Origin of the sequence: Massilia aquatica (genome assembly GCF_011682045.1) — a bacterium.
Classification (GTDB): domain Bacteria; phylum Pseudomonadota; class Gammaproteobacteria; order Burkholderiales; family Burkholderiaceae_D; genus Telluria_A; species Telluria_A aquatica.
The window spans coordinates 346,597-361,570 of record NZ_VVIW01000003.1; the positions used below are offsets into that span (position 1 = coordinate 346,597).

The 14,974-nt window shown below is 64.2% G+C and carries 13 protein-coding genes; 9 read left to right on the forward strand and 4 right to left on the reverse strand.

Annotation, left to right across the window (positions count from 1 at the left end; translation table 11 throughout):
* The first annotated feature begins 22 nt into the window (after positions 1–22).
* From scpB to truB, 7 genes are all read left to right on the forward strand, one after another.
* Positions 23–826, forward strand: coding sequence for an SMC-Scp complex subunit ScpB (scpB, locus tag F1609_RS07500; RefSeq protein WP_167075858.1), 804 nt, complete (start codon positions 23–25; stop codon positions 824–826).
* Positions 813–2,942 carry a 23S rRNA pseudouridine(2605) synthase RluB gene (rluB, locus tag F1609_RS07505; protein ID WP_167075859.1) on the forward strand — a complete coding sequence of 710 codons (2,130 nt, stop codon included), beginning with the start codon at positions 813–815 and terminating at the stop codon, positions 2,940–2,942. Before scpB ends, rluB begins: the two co-directional genes overlap by 14 nt.
* Positions 2,943–3,260: 318 nt before the next feature.
* Entirely contained in the window at positions 3,261–3,749 is a 489-nt protein-coding gene (rimP, locus tag F1609_RS07510; protein ID WP_167075860.1) for a ribosome maturation factor RimP, read from the forward strand.
* Positions 3,746–5,311 carry a transcription termination factor NusA gene (gene nusA, locus F1609_RS07515; RefSeq protein ID WP_099874597.1) on the forward strand — a complete coding sequence of 522 codons (1,566 nt, stop codon included), beginning with the start codon at positions 3,746–3,748 and terminating at the stop codon, positions 5,309–5,311. The genes rimP and nusA overlap by 4 nt, the downstream gene beginning before the upstream one ends.
* 47 nt (positions 5,312–5,358) lie before the next feature.
* A complete protein-coding gene (gene infB, locus F1609_RS07520) occupies positions 5,359–8,196 on the forward strand; it encodes a translation initiation factor IF-2 (protein WP_167075861.1) in 2,838 nt (945 codons plus the stop codon).
* A gap of 369 nt (positions 8,197–8,565) precedes the next feature.
* Positions 8,566–8,991 carry a 30S ribosome-binding factor RbfA gene (gene rbfA / locus F1609_RS07525; RefSeq protein ID WP_167075862.1) on the forward strand — a complete coding sequence of 142 codons (426 nt, stop codon included), beginning with the start codon at positions 8,566–8,568 and terminating at the stop codon, positions 8,989–8,991.
* 6 nt (positions 8,992–8,997) lie between these two features.
* Positions 8,998–9,918: a tRNA pseudouridine(55) synthase TruB gene (gene truB, locus F1609_RS07530; RefSeq protein WP_167075863.1), complete on the forward strand. Its 921-nt coding sequence runs from the start codon at positions 8,998–9,000 to the stop codon at positions 9,916–9,918.
* Positions 9,919–10,002: 84 nt separating this feature from the next.
* Here the strand turns inward: truB and F1609_RS07535 are convergent, their stop codons facing one another.
* On the reverse strand, positions 10,003–10,755 hold the full coding sequence (locus tag F1609_RS07535) for a hypothetical protein (RefSeq protein WP_167075864.1): 753 nt from the start codon (positions 10,753–10,755) through the stop codon (positions 10,003–10,005).
* Positions 10,756–10,859: 104 nt separating this feature from the next.
* Here F1609_RS07535 and F1609_RS07540 point away from each other — a divergent pair, with 104 nt between their 5' ends.
* Positions 10,860–11,342 carry a metal-dependent hydrolase gene (locus F1609_RS07540; RefSeq protein WP_196785412.1) on the forward strand — a complete coding sequence of 161 codons (483 nt, stop codon included), beginning with the start codon at positions 10,860–10,862 and terminating at the stop codon, positions 11,340–11,342.
* A gap of 9 nt (positions 11,343–11,351) precedes the next feature.
* On the opposite strand, the gene F1609_RS07545 is transcribed toward F1609_RS07540, so the two are convergent.
* From F1609_RS07545 to F1609_RS07555, 3 genes are read right to left on the reverse strand one after another with little or no spacing between them, the layout of a single operon-like run.
* Positions 11,352–12,137 carry a MipA/OmpV family protein gene (locus tag F1609_RS07545; RefSeq protein ID WP_167075866.1) on the reverse strand — a complete coding sequence of 262 codons (786 nt, stop codon included), beginning with the start codon at positions 12,135–12,137 and terminating at the stop codon, positions 11,352–11,354.
* A 22-nt stretch (positions 12,138–12,159) separates the two neighbouring features.
* Positions 12,160–12,801 (reverse strand): response regulator, encoded by a 642-nt coding sequence (locus tag F1609_RS07550; protein ID WP_167075867.1) that lies wholly within the window; start codon positions 12,799–12,801, stop codon positions 12,160–12,162.
* Positions 12,798–14,057 (reverse strand): sensor histidine kinase, encoded by a 1,260-nt coding sequence (locus tag F1609_RS07555; RefSeq protein ID WP_167075868.1) that lies wholly within the window; start codon positions 14,055–14,057, stop codon positions 12,798–12,800. Before F1609_RS07555 ends, F1609_RS07550 begins: the two co-directional genes overlap by 4 nt.
* A 168-nt stretch (positions 14,058–14,225) precedes the next feature.
* Between F1609_RS07555 and F1609_RS07560 the strand changes: the two genes are divergently transcribed.
* On the forward strand, positions 14,226–14,972 hold the full coding sequence (locus F1609_RS07560) for a hypothetical protein (protein WP_167075869.1): 747 nt from the start codon (positions 14,226–14,228) through the stop codon (positions 14,970–14,972).
* Positions 14,973–14,974: the final 2 nt, after the last annotated feature.

The window sequence follows — 14,974 nt, forward strand, 5'->3', positions numbered from 1 at the left end:
AACATCCGCACACGACATCGTTATGAATACTGATGAGGCCAAACGGGTCCTCGAAACCGCTTTGCTCTGTGCGCGCGAGCCCATGTCGATCCACGGCATGAAGAAGCTGTTCGTCGATGTCGATGACCATGGCCGCCCCATCGGCGCCGGGGTCGGCGCCGATACCATCAAGATCATGCTGGAAGAGTTGCGCCGCGATTGGAGCGAACGCGGCATCGAAATCGTCAGCCTGGCCAGCGGCTGGCGCTTCCAGAGCCGCCCGGAAATGAAGCAGTACCTCGATCGCCTGAGCCCGGAAAAGCCGCAGAAGTATTCGCGCGCCACCCTGGAAACCCTGGCGATCATCGCTTACCGCCAGCCGGTCACCCGCGGCGATATCGAAGAAATACGGGGCGTTGCCGTCAATTCGCAGACGATCAAGATGCTGGAAGACCGCGGCTGGATCGATGCCATCGGCTACCGCGATGTGATCGGACGCCCGGCCTTGCTGGGCACGACCAAGCAGTTCCTTGACGATTTGGGGTTGAATTCGCTGTCCCAGCTGCCTCCGTTGCAGCAAATCAGCGACATGCGGGGCGGTCACGACATGGAAACACTCGAGGCTGCCTTGCAGGAAAATTTTGATAAAGCGGCGGCCTCGGAGGCCGCAAACGACGATGGTGCAGGTAGCGGCGACGCGCAGGGGGACTTTCCTCCCGCCGTCGCGGATGCGGCCGGCTCCGATACTTCATCTCCTGAAGTCCTCATTCACGACCCTGCGCCAGAAATAACGGTTGACGCTGCGCCAGGTCAGCACAACCAAGAAACGAATAATGAATCCAACTAAACCGACAGAGACAAGTAACGCCGACGTAGCAGGCATGGACGAGGCAACAGCAAAGCCGAAACGCCGCACCAAGGCACAGATCGAGGCCGATGCCGCCGCCGGCACCGACGCGCCGAAACCGAAACGCGCCGCCGCCAGGAAGGCCGTCGCCGACAGCGAGGCCGTAGCGTCGGCTACCGCGCCGGCTACCGCGCCGGCTGCCGCGACTGCCGCCGCACCCGCAGCGGACGACGCGCCAGCCAAGGCCCCAGCCAAGCCGCGCGCCAAGAAAGCAGTTGCCGTTGCAGCGGATGAGTCCGCTCCGGTAGCCGCCAGCGCGCCCGTCGCCGCAGCTCCGGCCGCTGCCAGCGCGCCCGTGGCCGCCGCCACCGACAAGCCCGCTCCGGCCGCCCGCAAGCCGCGCGCCCCAAAAGAAGCCGCCGCGCCAGTGGCCGCCGATGCACCCGCCCCGGCCGACGGCGCCGCGCCAGCCAATGGCGAGCGCGGCCCGCGTCCGCCACGCGGTCCGCGCCAGATGCGCGAACTGCGCGGCCAGCGCGAAGCCCGTATCCAGATGGAGCGTATCGAGTCGGGCGAACCGGAAGCGGTCGCCGAAGCACCGGCCGAGCAGCTCGCCCGTCCGGAGCGCGGTCCGCGCCCCGAGCGCAGCCTTGACGCCAAGCCGCGCGTCAAAAAGAACAAAAAAGGCAATCCGGGCCTGCAGCATCACGGCAAGAACAAGATGAACGATGCCGATGCGGCGTTTTCGTACGTCACCTCGGACGCCTTCGATGCCAACGACGGCGGCCGCGCGCAGCCAGTCAAGGTGGTACGCCGCGACCTGACCTCCGACGACGATGCGCCGAAGCTGCACAAGGTGCTGGCCGAAGCCGGTCTCGGTTCGCGCCGCGATATGGAAGACCTGATCGTCGCCGGCCGCGTCTCGGTCAACGGCGAGCCGGCCCATATCGGCCAGCGCATCCTGCCGTCCGACGCGGTCCGCATCAACGGCAAGCTGATCCACCGCAAGGTGAGCAGCAAGCCGCCGCGCGTGCTGGTGTACCACAAGCCGGCCGGCGAAATCGTCAGCCACGACGATCCGGAAGGCCGCCCGTCGGTCTTCGACCGCCTGCCGACCATGAAGGCCGGCAAATGGCTGGCCGTCGGCCGCCTCGACTTTAATACCGAAGGTTTGCTACTGTTCACGACTTCCGGTGACCTGGCCAACCGCCTGATGCACCCGCGCTACAACATCGACCGCGAGTACGCCGTGCGTACCCTGGGCGAGCTGGAAGAGGGCATGCGCCAGAAACTGCTGGCCGGCGTCGAGCTCGACGACGGGGTGGCGTCCTTCACCAAGATCGCCGATGGCGGCGGTGAGGGCATCAACAAATGGTATCGCGTGGTCATCGGCGAAGGCCGCAACCGTGAGGTGCGCCGCATGTTCGAGGCGGTCGGCCTGACCGTCTCGCGCCTGATCCGTACCCGCTACGGCATCATGACCCTGCCAAGCAACCTGAAACGCGGCCGCTGGGATGAAATGGAAGAAAACACCGTGCGCGACCTGCTGGCCGCCTTCGGTGTCGAGAAGAAGGGTGCCGGCGCTGGCGCCGGCGCCGACGCGCGCGGTCCGAAAGGCCGCAGCGACGCCAAGCCGCGCAGCGACGACGACAAGCGTTCCGATGGCAACCGCATGGACCGCGTCGACGCCAACCGCAATGCCGATCCATTCGGTCCGCCGAACGGGCGTGGCGGTGCGGGACGCGGCGCCGGTGGCCGTCCTCAGGGGCGTCCGGGTGGTGCGGGCGGCATGGGTGGCATGGGCGGCGGCATGGGCGGACAAGCGCGCAACGCCGGTGGCTTCGACGGGCAGAGCCGTGGCCAGGGCCAGGGTCGTCCGCAGGGCGACGGCCAGCCGCGTTCGGCGCGTCCGCAGGGTGACGCGCAGCCGCGCAGCGCGCGTCCGGGTGGCGGCAACGGTGGCAATGGCGCTGGCGCCAAGGGCCCGCGTCAGCCGGATCCCTTGCAGACGACATTTGGTTTCGGCAACGCCGGCGGTGGCAACCGTCGTCCGCAGGGTCCGCAAGGCCCGCGTGGCGCCGATCACGGCATGCCGCGCCGCGGCCGCCGCGGTTAAGCGCCAGGCGTACGTACGCGGGTGGCCGGGGTGTTGTTTTCGGCCCCCATCCGCGCGCACGGCTCGCCGCGCGGCACTGCCGGCGCGGCTTTTGTTTTAAACTTGATAAGTGTTGTATGCCTGTTCATTTGCCCGTCATCGGATTGCGAACGGCCCGATAACAGGTTATAATCTGCAGCCTAATAAAAGTTCTTCCCACCACACACTGGTGCAAGTGCTTTCATCTGGTTGGGAGTATAGGAAGATGGGCAGATGCCCATTTTTTTTTTGGTAAATCGTTTTTAGTGGTCCTGCGGGGCCGTGATCTGGAGAACTTGTTTGCAGCAGTTTGAATTAATCGCCAAGACAGTCGGTGGCCTGGGCTACGAACTCGTTGAAGTCGAACGGGGCGAGCGCGGCATCCTGCGCGTGTATATCGATTTCACTGCAGCCGACGCGGCCGAAAAAGGCCCGATTACGGTCGAGGACTGCGCCACCGTGAGTCACCAGCTGTCGCACGTGTTGACTGTGGAAAACGTCAATTACGAGCGCCTGGAAATCTCGTCGCCGGGGCTCGACCGCCCGGTGCGCACCCTGGCCGATTTCGCGCGTTTCGCCGGTTGCGAATGCACCGTGAAGCTGCGCGTGGCCATGCCCGGCACGGCCGACCGCAAGACCTATACCGGTATCTTGCAGGCCCCGGAAGGCGAGAATATCGCATTGGAATTTGAAAGCAAGGATGGTCCGGCGCTGTTGGAGTTTACGCTCGCCGACTTGGATAAGGCCCGTTTGGTGCCGCAAGTGGATTTTAAGGGACGCAAAGCATGAGCCGCGAAGTTTTGTTATTGGTTGACGCGCTGGCGCGCGAAAAAAATGTCGATAAAGATGTGGTCTTCGGGGCGCTCGAATTCGCATTGGCGCAAGCCACGAAGAAGCGTTACGAGGGCGAAGTCGACATTCGCGTGTCCATCGACCGTGATTCGGGCGAGTTCGAGTCCTTCCGCCGCTGGCATGTCGTGCCCGACGAGGCCGGCCTGCAGCTGCCCGACCAGGAAATCCTGCACTTCGAAGCCAAGGAAAATATCCCCGACATCGAAGTCGACGAATATATCGAAGAACCGATCGAGTCGGTCGAATTCGGCCGCCGCTTCGCGCAAGACACCAAACAGGTGGTCCTGCAGCGTGTGCGCGACGCCGAGCGCGAACAGATCCTGGTCGACTTTTTGGAGCGCGGCGACTCGCTCGTGACCGGCACCATCAAGCGCATGGAACGCGGCGACGCGATCGTCGAATCGGGCAAGATCGAAGCACGCCTGCCACGCGACCAGATGATCCCGAAAGAAAATCTGCGTATCGGCGACCGTGTCCGCGCTTACATCCTGCGCATCGACCGCAATATGCGCGGCCCGCAGGTGATACTGTCGCGTACCGCGCCGGAATTCATCATGAAGCTGTTCGAACTGGAAGTGCCGGAAATCGAACAAGGCTTGCTCGAAATTAAATCGGCGGCGCGCGACGCTGGCGTGCGTGCCAAGATCGCCGTGTATACAGCCGACAAGCGCATCGACCCGATCGGCACCTGCGTCGGCATGCGCGGTTCGCGCGTGCAGGCCGTGACCGGTGAACTGGGCGGCGAACGCGTCGACATCGTGCTGTGGTCGGAAGATCCGGCCCAATTCGTCATCGGCGCGCTGGCGCCGGCGAATGTCTCGTCGATCATGGTCGACGAAGAAAAGCATGCGATGGACGTCGTTGTCGACGAGGAAAACCTGGCAATCGCGATCGGCCGCTCCGGCCAGAACGTGCGCCTGGCTGCCGAGCTGACCGGCTGGAAGATCAATATCATGACAGCGGAAGAGTCCGAGAATAAATCGGCTCAGGAAACCGCGGCAGTGCGCGCACTGTTCATGGAAAAACTCGACGTCGACCAGGAAGTGGCCGACATCCTGGTGGAAGAAGGGTTCGCTAGCCTGGAAGAAATCGCGTATGTGCCGATTTCCGAAATGCTCGATATCGAATCCTTCGACGAAGATACCGTCAACGAACTGCGGACCCGTGCCCGTGATGCGCTGGTGACTGAAGCAATTGCTTCGGAAGAAGGCCTGGAAGGGATGGACGAGCAGCTGGTTAACCTGGAAGGCATGGACCGCAACACTGCGGGCAAGCTGGGTCTGGCCGGTATCAAGAACGTTGAGGCGTTCGCGGCGCTCGCGTACGACGAATTCGGTGCCATTCTGGCGCTGGCGTCGGACCGTGCACGTGATCTGATCAAGAATGAATTTAATGATGTGACCGACGACGAGATGAAGCTGGTCGACTCAAAGTATGACGACCGCGCCAAGGCGCTGCAGGCGAAAGCCTGGAGCCTGGCAGAAGTGGCCAAGGCTTAATTTGAGTAACCTTATCATCTGTCTCGACACAAAGAAAAGAGGACTGAATGGCGAGTAACAACGTAGCCCAATTTGCCACCGAACTGAAGATGCCTGCAGATTTGCTGCTGACGCAGCTGCGTTCTGCCGGCGTCGATAAAAGTTCGACGTCAGATCCATTGTCGAAAGATGATAAGGATAAGTTGTTGGATCACCTGCGCCGTACCCACGGCACGGCGACTGACACCGAGAAGAAGAAAATCACGCTGACGCGCAAAGAAACCACTGAGATCAAGCAGGCTGACGCCACTGGCAAGTCGCGCACGATCCAGGTAGAAGTGCGCAAGAAGCGCACCTTCGTCCAGCGCGACGATCCGGCACCGGCGCCCGCGCCGGTTGCCGCAGCCCCTGTTGCACCAGTGATCGACGCGGCCGAAGTGGCCCGTCGCGAGGAAGAAGCACGCCGCCAGCAAGAGCTGATTGCGCGCCAGGAAGCCGACCTGCGTGAAAAGCAGGAGCGCCTCGCCAAGCTCGACGCTGAAAAAGAAGCCCAGGCCAAGCAGGCCGAGACCGACGCCAAGAAAGAAGCGGATGCCGAAGCGAAGCGCGTAGCCGCTGCCGCCGCGGCCGCCGCTGCCGGCGCCGACCAGGCTGCCGCCGACGACGCCAAGAAGGCTGCCGCCGACGAAGCCAAGAAAAAGGCTGCTGTCGCTGCGCAAGAAGCCGCGGCCCGCGCCGAAGCGAACGACCGCGCCCGCAAGGCCGTGGCCGACGAAGTCGCGCAGATCAAGGCCATGATGAATGCGCCGCGTCGCGCGATCAAGGCGCCGGAACCCGTTCCGCCGCCGGTCGCCGCGATCAAGCCGAAGCCGCCTGAAGGCACCCTGCACAAGCCAGCCGACAAGAAGCCGGGCGACAAGCCGGGCGACAAGAAGCCGGTCACGGCGGACAAGAAGTCGATCAAGTCGGCCAATGTCTCCTCGACCTGGTCGGACGACGCCAAAAAACGCGGCGCGCCGGGCTCGATCAAGCCACGTGGCAACACCGGTTCGCCGGGTGGCCGCGACAGCTGGCGCGGTGGCGCCAAGGGCCGTCGTCCATCGCACAGCGATGACCGCGAAACCAATTTCCAGGCGCCGACCGAAGCGGTCATCAAGGACGTTCACGTTCCTGAGACCATCACGGTCGCCGAACTGGCGCACAAGATGTCCGTCAAGGCATCCGAAGTGATCAAGCAGCTGATGAAGCTGGGCCAGATGTGCACCATTAACCAGGTGCTGGACCAGGAAACAGCGATGATTCTGGTCGAAGAGATGGGCCACAAGGCGTTTGCGGCTGAACTCGACGACCCTGAAGCACTGCTGGCCGACCAGGGCGAACACGCCCACTTCGAAGCCGTCTCGCGCGCACCGGTGGTCACCGTCATGGGTCACGTCGACCATGGTAAGACCTCCTTGCTCGATTACATCCGCCGCGCCAAAGTGGCGTCGGGTGAAGCGGGCGGGATTACGCAGCACATCGGCGCTTACCACGTCGAAACGCCGCGCGGCATCATTACCTTCCTCGACACCCCGGGTCACGAAGCGTTTACGGCGATGCGTGCCCGTGGTGCCAAGGCAACCGACATCGTGATTCTGGTGGTTGCCGCCGACGATGGCGTGATGCCGCAGACGAAGGAAGCGATTGCTCACGCAAAAGCTGCCGGCGTGCCGCTGGTGGTCGCCATCAACAAGATCGACAAGCCGGGTGCGAACCTGGACCGGGTCAAGCAGGAACTGGTAGCCGAACAAGTCGTGCCGGAAGAATACGGTGGCGAGTCGCCATTCGTGCCGGTGTCGGCCAAGACCGGCGAAGGCATTGATGCCTTGCTGGAACAGGTTCTGCTGCAAGCCGAAGTGCTGGAACTGAAAGCCCCGATCGACGCGCCAGCGCGTGGCCTGGTGGTCGAGGGACGTCTGGACAAGGGCCGTGGTCCTGTTGCGACGATCCTGGTGCAGTCCGGTACCCTGCGTCGCGGCGACGTGATCCTGGCTGGTTCCTCGTATGGCCGCGTGCGCGCCATGCTGGACGAAAACGGCAAGGCGATCAGCGAAGCTGGTCCGTCGATCCCGGTCGAAATCCAGGGCCTGACCGAAGTGCCGGTTGCCGGTGAAGAAGTCATGGTCATGGCCGACGAGCGTAAAGCGCGTGAAATTGGTCTGTTCCGTCAAGGTAAGTTCCGCGACGTCAAGCTGGCCAAGCAGCAAGCTGCCAAGCTCGAGAACATGTTCGACAACATGGGCGAAGGCGAAGTCAAGAATCTGCCGGTCATCGTCAAGACCGACGTGCAGGGTTCGCAGGAAGCGCTGGTTGGCTCGCTGCAAAAACTGTCGACCTCCGAAGTGCGGGTACAGGTTGTGCACGCGGCGGTGGGTGGTATTACCGAGTCCGACGTCAATCTGGCAGTCGCATCGAAAGCGGTCATCATCGGCTTCAACACCCGTGCCGACGCCCAGGCGCGCAAGCTGGCCGAGTCGAACGGCGTGGACATTCGCTACTACAACATCATTTACGATGCGATCGACGAGATCAAAGCGGCCTTGTCGGGCATGCTGGCACCGGAGAAGCGCGAGCACATCACCGGCCAGGTCGAGATTCGCCAGGTTATCCTGGTCTCGAAAGTCGGCGCGATTGCCGGTTGCCTGGTCACCGATGGCGTGGTCAAGCGTTCGTCCTCGGTACGCCTGCTGCGCAACAACATCGTTGTGTGGACTGGCGAGATCGACTCGCTCAAGCGCTTCAAGGACGACGCGAAAGAAGTGCGCGCCGGTCTGGAGTGCGGCCTGTCGCTCAAGAACTACAACGATATCGAAGTCGGCGACGTCCTCGAAGTGTTCGAAGTTCAAGAGATCGCCCGTACGCTGTAATCGTTGGATGTGGCACGGTGAGGCGTCCCGGAAGCAGGACGCGGCGCTGGCCACGGCATATTGAAGTCATTCTGGCCTCAAACGTAAAAACCGTCATTCCCGCGCAGGCGGAGTGACGGTTTTGATGTTTTCAGGCCGTATTTTTACAGCCGGCATGCGGACTGGTGTCCGACACCGCAAACCGAAAAGCCGTCGTCCCCGCGAAGGCGGGGATCCATGGCACGTCTAAGCAGAGGTGCTATGGATTCCCGCCTGCGCGGGAACGACGGTTTTGCGGGGCAGGTACTAAAGCGTGTTTCAAAAAGCGAGTTTCAAACTTGCCACGCCACCTTTTTCCCCCTACAAAATCATAAAGAGTAGTATACGACCATGGCTAAACACAGCAAAACCATTCCCGCCCGCGGCTTGCGCGTGGCCGACCAGATCCAGCGCGACCTGGTCGAGATCGTCGCGTACGGTCTGAAAGACCCGCGCATCGGCATGATCACCATCACCGAAGTCCAGATCACACCCGACTACGCCCATGCCAAGGTGTTCTTCACCATGTTCAAGGACGACAAGGAAACGATCAAGAACACGGTCGACGGTCTCGGCGCCGCAGCCGGCTTCATCCGCAACCAGCTGGGCAAGCGCCTGCACATCCACACCTTGCCGATGCTGCACTTCGTGCACGACACCTCGACCTCGCGCGGCATGGAAATGTCGCTCCTGATCGACCAGGCCAACGCCACCCGCGCGGCCGATGCCGAGCCGGACCCGGTCCCGGAAGATATCAGCAAGCCCGACACCGAATAAGCCAGCATGAAACAAGCCCACATCAAACGGGTGCGCGACCTGGTCGACGGCGTGCTGCTGCTCGACAAACCGGTCGGCCTGTCGTCCAACGACGCGCTGATCAAGGCCAAGCGCGTGCTCAACGCCAAGAAAGCCGGCCACACTGGCACGCTCGACCCGTTCGCCACCGGTTTATTGCCGCTGTGCTTCGGTGAAGCGACCAAATTCTCGCAAGACTTGCTCGAAGCCGACAAGACCTACGAAACCACGGTCCACCTTGGCATCACCACCACCACCGGCGACACCGAAGGCGAAGCGATCGACATGCGCGATGTCGACGTGACCCTGGCCCAGATCGACGCCGTGCTGCCGCAGTTTCGCGGCCCGATCATGCAGGTTCCGCCCATGTATTCGGCGCTCAAGCGCGACGGCAAGGCTTACTACGAGTACGCGCGCGAAGGCATCACCCTGGAGCGCGAAGCGCGCCCGGTCACCATCCTCAAGCTTGAACTGATCTCGTTCGAGACGCCGCTGCTGAAGCTGGCGGTCACGTGCAGCAAGGGGACCTATATCCGCGTGCTGGGCGAAGACATCGGCCACGCGCTCGGTTGCGGTGCGCACCTGGTCCAGTTGCGCCGGACAGGGGTCGGCGCCTTGACGATCGACGGCATGGTCACGCTGGAAGCATTGCAGTCGCATGAGGCACCCTTGAGCCTGCTTGCTCCGGTCGATGCCTTGCTGTCGAGTTTTCCGGCGGTGCAGTTGACCGGGGAACTGGCCAAACGCTTCCTGCAGGGCCAGCGCCTGGCGCTTGGCAAGGAAGGACTCGCTTTGCCGGAAACGCTGGGCCGGGTGCGGGTGTATCACGACACCCGCCTGCTGGGCACCGCGAACTTGCAGGAATACGCAATCCTGGCGCCCGAACGCCTGATCGCCGCCGCGCACTAGCGGGACCCTTGCGGCCAGCCACGGGGCCGCGCCACTCGCCCCGCCAGCGTTCTGGCGCTGGCGCGGGCGGGTGGCGCGGGCGCCTCAGTTGTTCAAGGAGATCACCTTGCCCTGGTCGTTAAACCAGACTTCGCCACGGCCGAGCATGACGCCCTGGGTGTTGCTGGACATATTATGCGGCACGCCATTCAGGATGGCGGCCCGGTATTTGTCGGTGAAAATGGCGTCGTAATTGGCGATCAAGGCCGCGCTGTTCTTGAGTTTGGTACGGCGCCCGCCAAGGTCGACCTTGACCGGATAGCGGATCTGCGCCGCCACCACCTTTTTGTTGCCTTCCTTGACGCCCAGCCAGAATGTGTAAGCTGCGCGGTTAATCCGCTTCACATCCTCGCCGGTCTCGGCGCCAGCGCGCCAGTAGCGGTCATGGGTGCCGCCCTTGCCGCCGCCGGTGCTGGTCAGGTGCACCGGCAGGCTGGTCGCCGAACCGCGCTTGCGCCAGACGCCGACCAAGGTGTTGCACTCTTTGGACGGGCTCAGATCGAAGTCGGCGCTCTCGTTGTCATGCTCGTCCCATTCGGCCAGCTTGATGCGGCCATCGCCCTGTATCGTGCCGCGCAAAATAATGTCCTTGCGCTGCGAGACGTAAAAATAGTCGCCGTCAACGCCCGGGTTGTTGAAGTTGAGGCTCATGCCGATCCGGTACTTGCCGCCGATGGTGCCCTCGAATTCTGCCAGATAGCCCGGATCCGCCTCGCACGCCGCCAGGGCGGAAGGAGAAGCCAGGCCAAGTGCCGCGCCGTAGATCAGCGCTATAATTCCGGGTAGATTTTTTTTCATGAACGCTGCCTTAAGGTGAACGTCATTTTACTCTCCTCACCATGCGACCTGTTTTGCCGTCAGGCAGACACAACGCCGGCGCGCGCCGTGCACGGCCGCTAGCAATGCCGTTCACGCCTTTCCATCTTGGCCCCGGCGCGGCCATGAAGGCCATCGGCGGGCGCCATTTCAGTTTCATGGTGTTCGGCGGCGCGCAAGTGCTGATGGACCTGGAACCGCTGGTGCGCATTTATATGAGTACCGCCATCCTGCATGGCCCCACCCACAGCGTGCCCGGCGCGCTGCTGGTCGGCGCCGTGGCCGCGCTGAGCGGCAAGCCGGTCAGCGAATTCGTGCTGCGGCGGCTAGGCATCCGTCATCAACCGATCAGCTGGCTAGCCTCGTGCATGGGCGCCTTCCTGGGCACCTTTTCCCATGTTTTGCTGGACGCCATCATGCATGACGACACCCAGCCATGGTGGCCCTTGTCGAGCACCAATCCGTTTCTCGGACTGGTGTCGCTGCGCGCGCTGCATTTGGCTTGCCTGGCGGGCGTGGCGCTCTGGCTGCTGGTCGATACCTGGCGCAATTTCCGGAAACGCCGCTAGCGAGCTCGCTTACCAGTGATAGCTCAGCGCCGTGAACACGACGGCGTTGTGCGGGGTGTCGGTGAGCGGGCTGTCGGCCGCGCTGCCCAGCAGGCGCGAAACCGTCACGCCGCTGCCCAGCGAGTATTTTGTGCTCAATTCCACATTCCAGCGCAGCGACAGATAGATGTCCTTGACCCCGGCGCTGGCCTGGTACACCTGTCTGCGGCCGCGCCTGGCCTGCTGCGGCGACACCCCGAAATAAGATTGCATGTAAGCGTGGTTGACCACGTTCATGCCCACGCCGGCGTTGAGCGATTGGTGTGTGCTCAGGCGCAAGCCGTAGTTGCCGCCCAGTTTCAGGCGCACGCCCTTGCGGTCGTCGCCGCCCCCGTACAGCAGGCTGGAGCGAAAGCCGATGTTGTGCGCCAGCTGGTAACTGGCGAACGCCCCGGCCTCGATGCCGAAGCGCAGCTTGTCGTCGCGGTCGTCGGCGCGGCGCGAACGCGTGCCGTAGGTCAGCAGCGGGCCGAACTTGAGCATCGGGTCTTCCGACAGTTGCATGCCGACTTCGCCCGGTGCGGCAAAGATGCCGTTGCTCCACTGCGCCGATATGCTCGGCAGCACGACCATCTTCATGCCGCTGCGGCCCTCGCTGACCGGCACCACTGCCGCAATCAGGCTCAGGTCGATATCGGTGGTGCCTTCCGGCATTTGGGTGGTGGACGATTGCGCCGCGGCGGGCAGGCTGATGGCCGCCAGCAGGGTAATGGCGGCGGCACTGGCGCGGTAGCGCGCCGGACTTGAAGTGGTCATGGTTTCCTGTCGGAGTGGGTGGTCAAATGTAGCCAAGTTCGAGTCCGCGCAACACCGCCCGTACGCGGTCGCGCACGACCAGCTTGGCGAGGATGTTCGAGACGTGATTCTTGATGGTGCCTTCGCTCGGCCCGAGCGCGGCGCCGATTTCGGCGTTGTTGAGGCCAGCCGCCATCAGCGCCAGGATTTCGGTTTCGCGCGCGGTCAGGCGGGCGGCGCCTTGGGCTGGGACAGCCGCGCCGCTGGCCTGTTCGTAGGCGGCGCGGGTGCGCTCGGTCAGGCCCGGCCGGAACAGGGTGGCGCCGGCGGCGACGCTGCGGATGCCGTCGGCCAGCCGTTCGAGCGAAATATCTTTCAGCAGAAAGCCGCGCGCACCGGCGCGCATGCCGTCGAACAGCGCCTCGTCATCGTCGAAGGTGGTCAGGAGAATGGTTGGCGGCAGCAAACCCTGCTGCCTGCGCAGCAGCTCGATGCCCGAACACAGCGGCATGCGCACGTCCAGCAGCAGCACATCGGCCTGCGCCTGCGCGATCACGGTCACCGCTTCCTCGCCATTGGCCGCTTCGGCCACCACGCGGATGTCGTCGGTCAGGTCGAGCAGGCCGCGAATGCCGCTCCTGACCAGCATCTGGTCGTCCACCAGGACCACGCGGATCGGGCTCATGCGGCCGCTCCCGCTGAAGTTCCTGTTTGCGGCAGGCGGATGTCGAGCGCGAAGCCATGCGGCGCGCGGTTCGCCGCCAGCAAGGCGCCGCCCAACTGATCGAGCCGTTCGCGCATGCCGCGCAAGCCATTGCCCTCGGCCGCGCCCGCGCTGCCACGGCCGTCGTCGGCAATCGCGAGCAGCAGGTCGCCGTTGGTGTCGCGTTGCAGGCTGATCGTCATGGATGCCGCGTCCGCGTGGCGAATGGCGTTGCTGATCGCTTCCTGCACCGCGCAGAACAGCGCATGGGCGAGCGCGGCCGAATCGATGCCGAGCCGCTCGCCGATGGAGAGCGCGATGCGCGGCGCCGGAATGCCGGCGCACAGGGTTTGCAGCGCCAGGCGCATGTCGATATCGCCCCCGCCGCGTTCGCTGCTGACCAGCAGGCGCACGTCGGCCAGCAGGGTGGCGGCGAGGCTGCTGGCCGTGGCCAGCGAGGGCGGGGCGGCCGCGCCCGCCTGGCGCTTGGCCAGGTCCAGGTGCAGCTTGAGCGCGGTCAGATGGTGGCCGGCCATGTCGTGCAGGTCGCGCGCCAGGCGCAGGCGCTCGCTGGCGCGCACCGCTTCGCCCAGCAGCGCCTGGGTCGCCTGCAGTTCGGCATGCGCCGCGGCCAGCGCCACGCGCGCGCGCCGTTCGCGCAGGGCCACCAGCACCAGTGCCGTGACGATGCACATGATGACCGCTTCGGCGGCCGTGAGCGTGCAGGCCATGATAAAACGCTCATCGGACATGCGCAGCAACACAATCGTCAGCAAGGCCGCGGCCGATGACAGCACGATCGCCCCCGCCAGCCAACGCATGGCCTGGCGCAGCGGGAGTGTGCCGAGCTGGGCGTTGAAGACATAAATCAGGCCCATGTCGCCGACCACGGCCAGGCACAATTGCAGCGCCAGCGCCGCCGGCGAGCGCAGCACGGCAGGCCAGGCCGGTCCGCTGGCGCGCAGCCAGGCCAGCGCGGCAAAACCGATGGCGCAGCCGGTGCGCACAAGGCGTAGCAGCAGGGTGGTCAGTTCGATGCGGTCGGAGCCGGCGACCAGGGCCGATGGCGCGCTGGTGAAGCGGGCCGCAACGCTCTGGGCCAGGTAGCCGCTCACGCTACGGAAGTTGTCGGCATCGGGCATGTAGATCCATAACAGCGCGCAGCCCGGTCCCGCCACCAGCAGGCAGGCCAGGGGCCATACGGCACGCGGGAAAAGTCGATCGAATCGGAAGGTCATCGTGGCGCCTGTCTGCGCCGGAAGCGCTTGCTGTCAAGGCTGCAATTTTACGTGACGGCGGGTGGCGCCGGTCAGTGCCGGAAGTCATGCGCGGTCTCTACCTTCCGGCACATGGCGCTGAGGCGGCCCTGCACTAGAATGACGCTCCCACTCTCTGTATTGCCGCCGATGAAAACGCTGACAAAATTGCTCTTGCTTGCCGCCTGCCTGCCTGGCGCCGTGCCGCGCCTTGCGGGCGCCGCCGATACCGACCCCGTTGCCACGGTGGAGATCAACGCCCAGCGCGATCCGGAATGGATCGGCTACCGGCGCGCCTACAAGGCCGCCGCCTTCTTCGCCCCCTTCGTGCGCACCCGGCCCCTGATCCAGGCGCATCTGCAAGTGCGTCCGCTGCGCCCCGATGTGCCGCTCGACGGCCTGCGCCTGTCGGTGGCCGGCGCGCGCACCCGCTTCGAGGTGGCGCTCGACGCCATGGGACGGGCCACGCTGCCAATGGAAAAACAGGCCTACGAAGATGACGCGGTGATCACCCTGAACCGGCAAAAGGGGAACTACTATTTCAGCGGGCGCTACAGCATCCGCGAGCGCGACGACGGCCTGTACGACGCCAGCCTGCTGCGCGAAGCCTGCGAGCAATTGCTGGCGGCGCAGCGCGCCTCGGGTTACCGCATGCGCCTCTTGGGCAAGCAGTGCGCGGGCGTGACGATCGTGTATCCGGCCGGGTCAACGCCCGAGGTTGCGCTGGAAGCGGGCGGGGCGGCGTCGCGCATGCTGGCGCCGCAGGCCGCCCACCCGTTCGAGGATGGCTCGATGGGCATGTATCAGGTGGTGACGGTGCGCTTTGCCGACCTGCCGGCCGGGGCCAGGGTGAATGCCGTCACGCGCCCGCTGGCGATCGGCACGGTCTACGAATAGCC

What these genes read in the sequence shown, in the direction of transcription:
- truB (WP_167075863.1), top strand. Translation starts at nt 8,998, where the DNA reads ATGAAACAAGCCCACATCAAACGGGTGCGCGACCTGGTCGACGGCGTG.
- F1609_RS07555 (WP_167075868.1), bottom strand. Translation starts at nt 14,057, where the DNA reads ATGACCTTCCGATTCGATCGACTTTTCCCGCGTGCCGTATGGCCCCTG.
- F1609_RS07545 (WP_167075866.1), bottom strand. Translation starts at nt 12,137, where the DNA reads ATGACCACTTCAAGTCCGGCGCGCTACCGCGCCAGTGCCGCCGCCATT.
- rluB (WP_167075859.1), top strand. Translation starts at nt 813, where the DNA reads ATGAATCCAACTAAACCGACAGAGACAAGTAACGCCGACGTAGCAGGC.
- rbfA (WP_167075862.1), top strand. Translation starts at nt 8,566, where the DNA reads ATGGCTAAACACAGCAAAACCATTCCCGCCCGCGGCTTGCGCGTGGCC.
- F1609_RS07540 (WP_196785412.1), top strand. Translation starts at nt 10,860, where the DNA reads ATGCCGTTCACGCCTTTCCATCTTGGCCCCGGCGCGGCCATGAAGGCC.
- scpB (WP_167075858.1), top strand. Translation starts at nt 23, where the DNA reads ATGAATACTGATGAGGCCAAACGGGTCCTCGAAACCGCTTTGCTCTGT.
- F1609_RS07535 (WP_167075864.1), bottom strand. Translation starts at nt 10,755, where the DNA reads ATGAAAAAAAATCTACCCGGAATTATAGCGCTGATCTACGGCGCGGCA.
- F1609_RS07560 (WP_167075869.1), top strand. Translation starts at nt 14,226, where the DNA reads ATGAAAACGCTGACAAAATTGCTCTTGCTTGCCGCCTGCCTGCCTGGC.
- infB (WP_167075861.1), top strand. Translation starts at nt 5,359, where the DNA reads ATGGCGAGTAACAACGTAGCCCAATTTGCCACCGAACTGAAGATGCCT.
- F1609_RS07550 (WP_167075867.1), bottom strand. Translation starts at nt 12,801, where the DNA reads ATGAGCCCGATCCGCGTGGTCCTGGTGGACGACCAGATGCTGGTCAGG.
- nusA (WP_099874597.1), top strand. Translation starts at nt 3,746, where the DNA reads ATGAGCCGCGAAGTTTTGTTATTGGTTGACGCGCTGGCGCGCGAAAAA.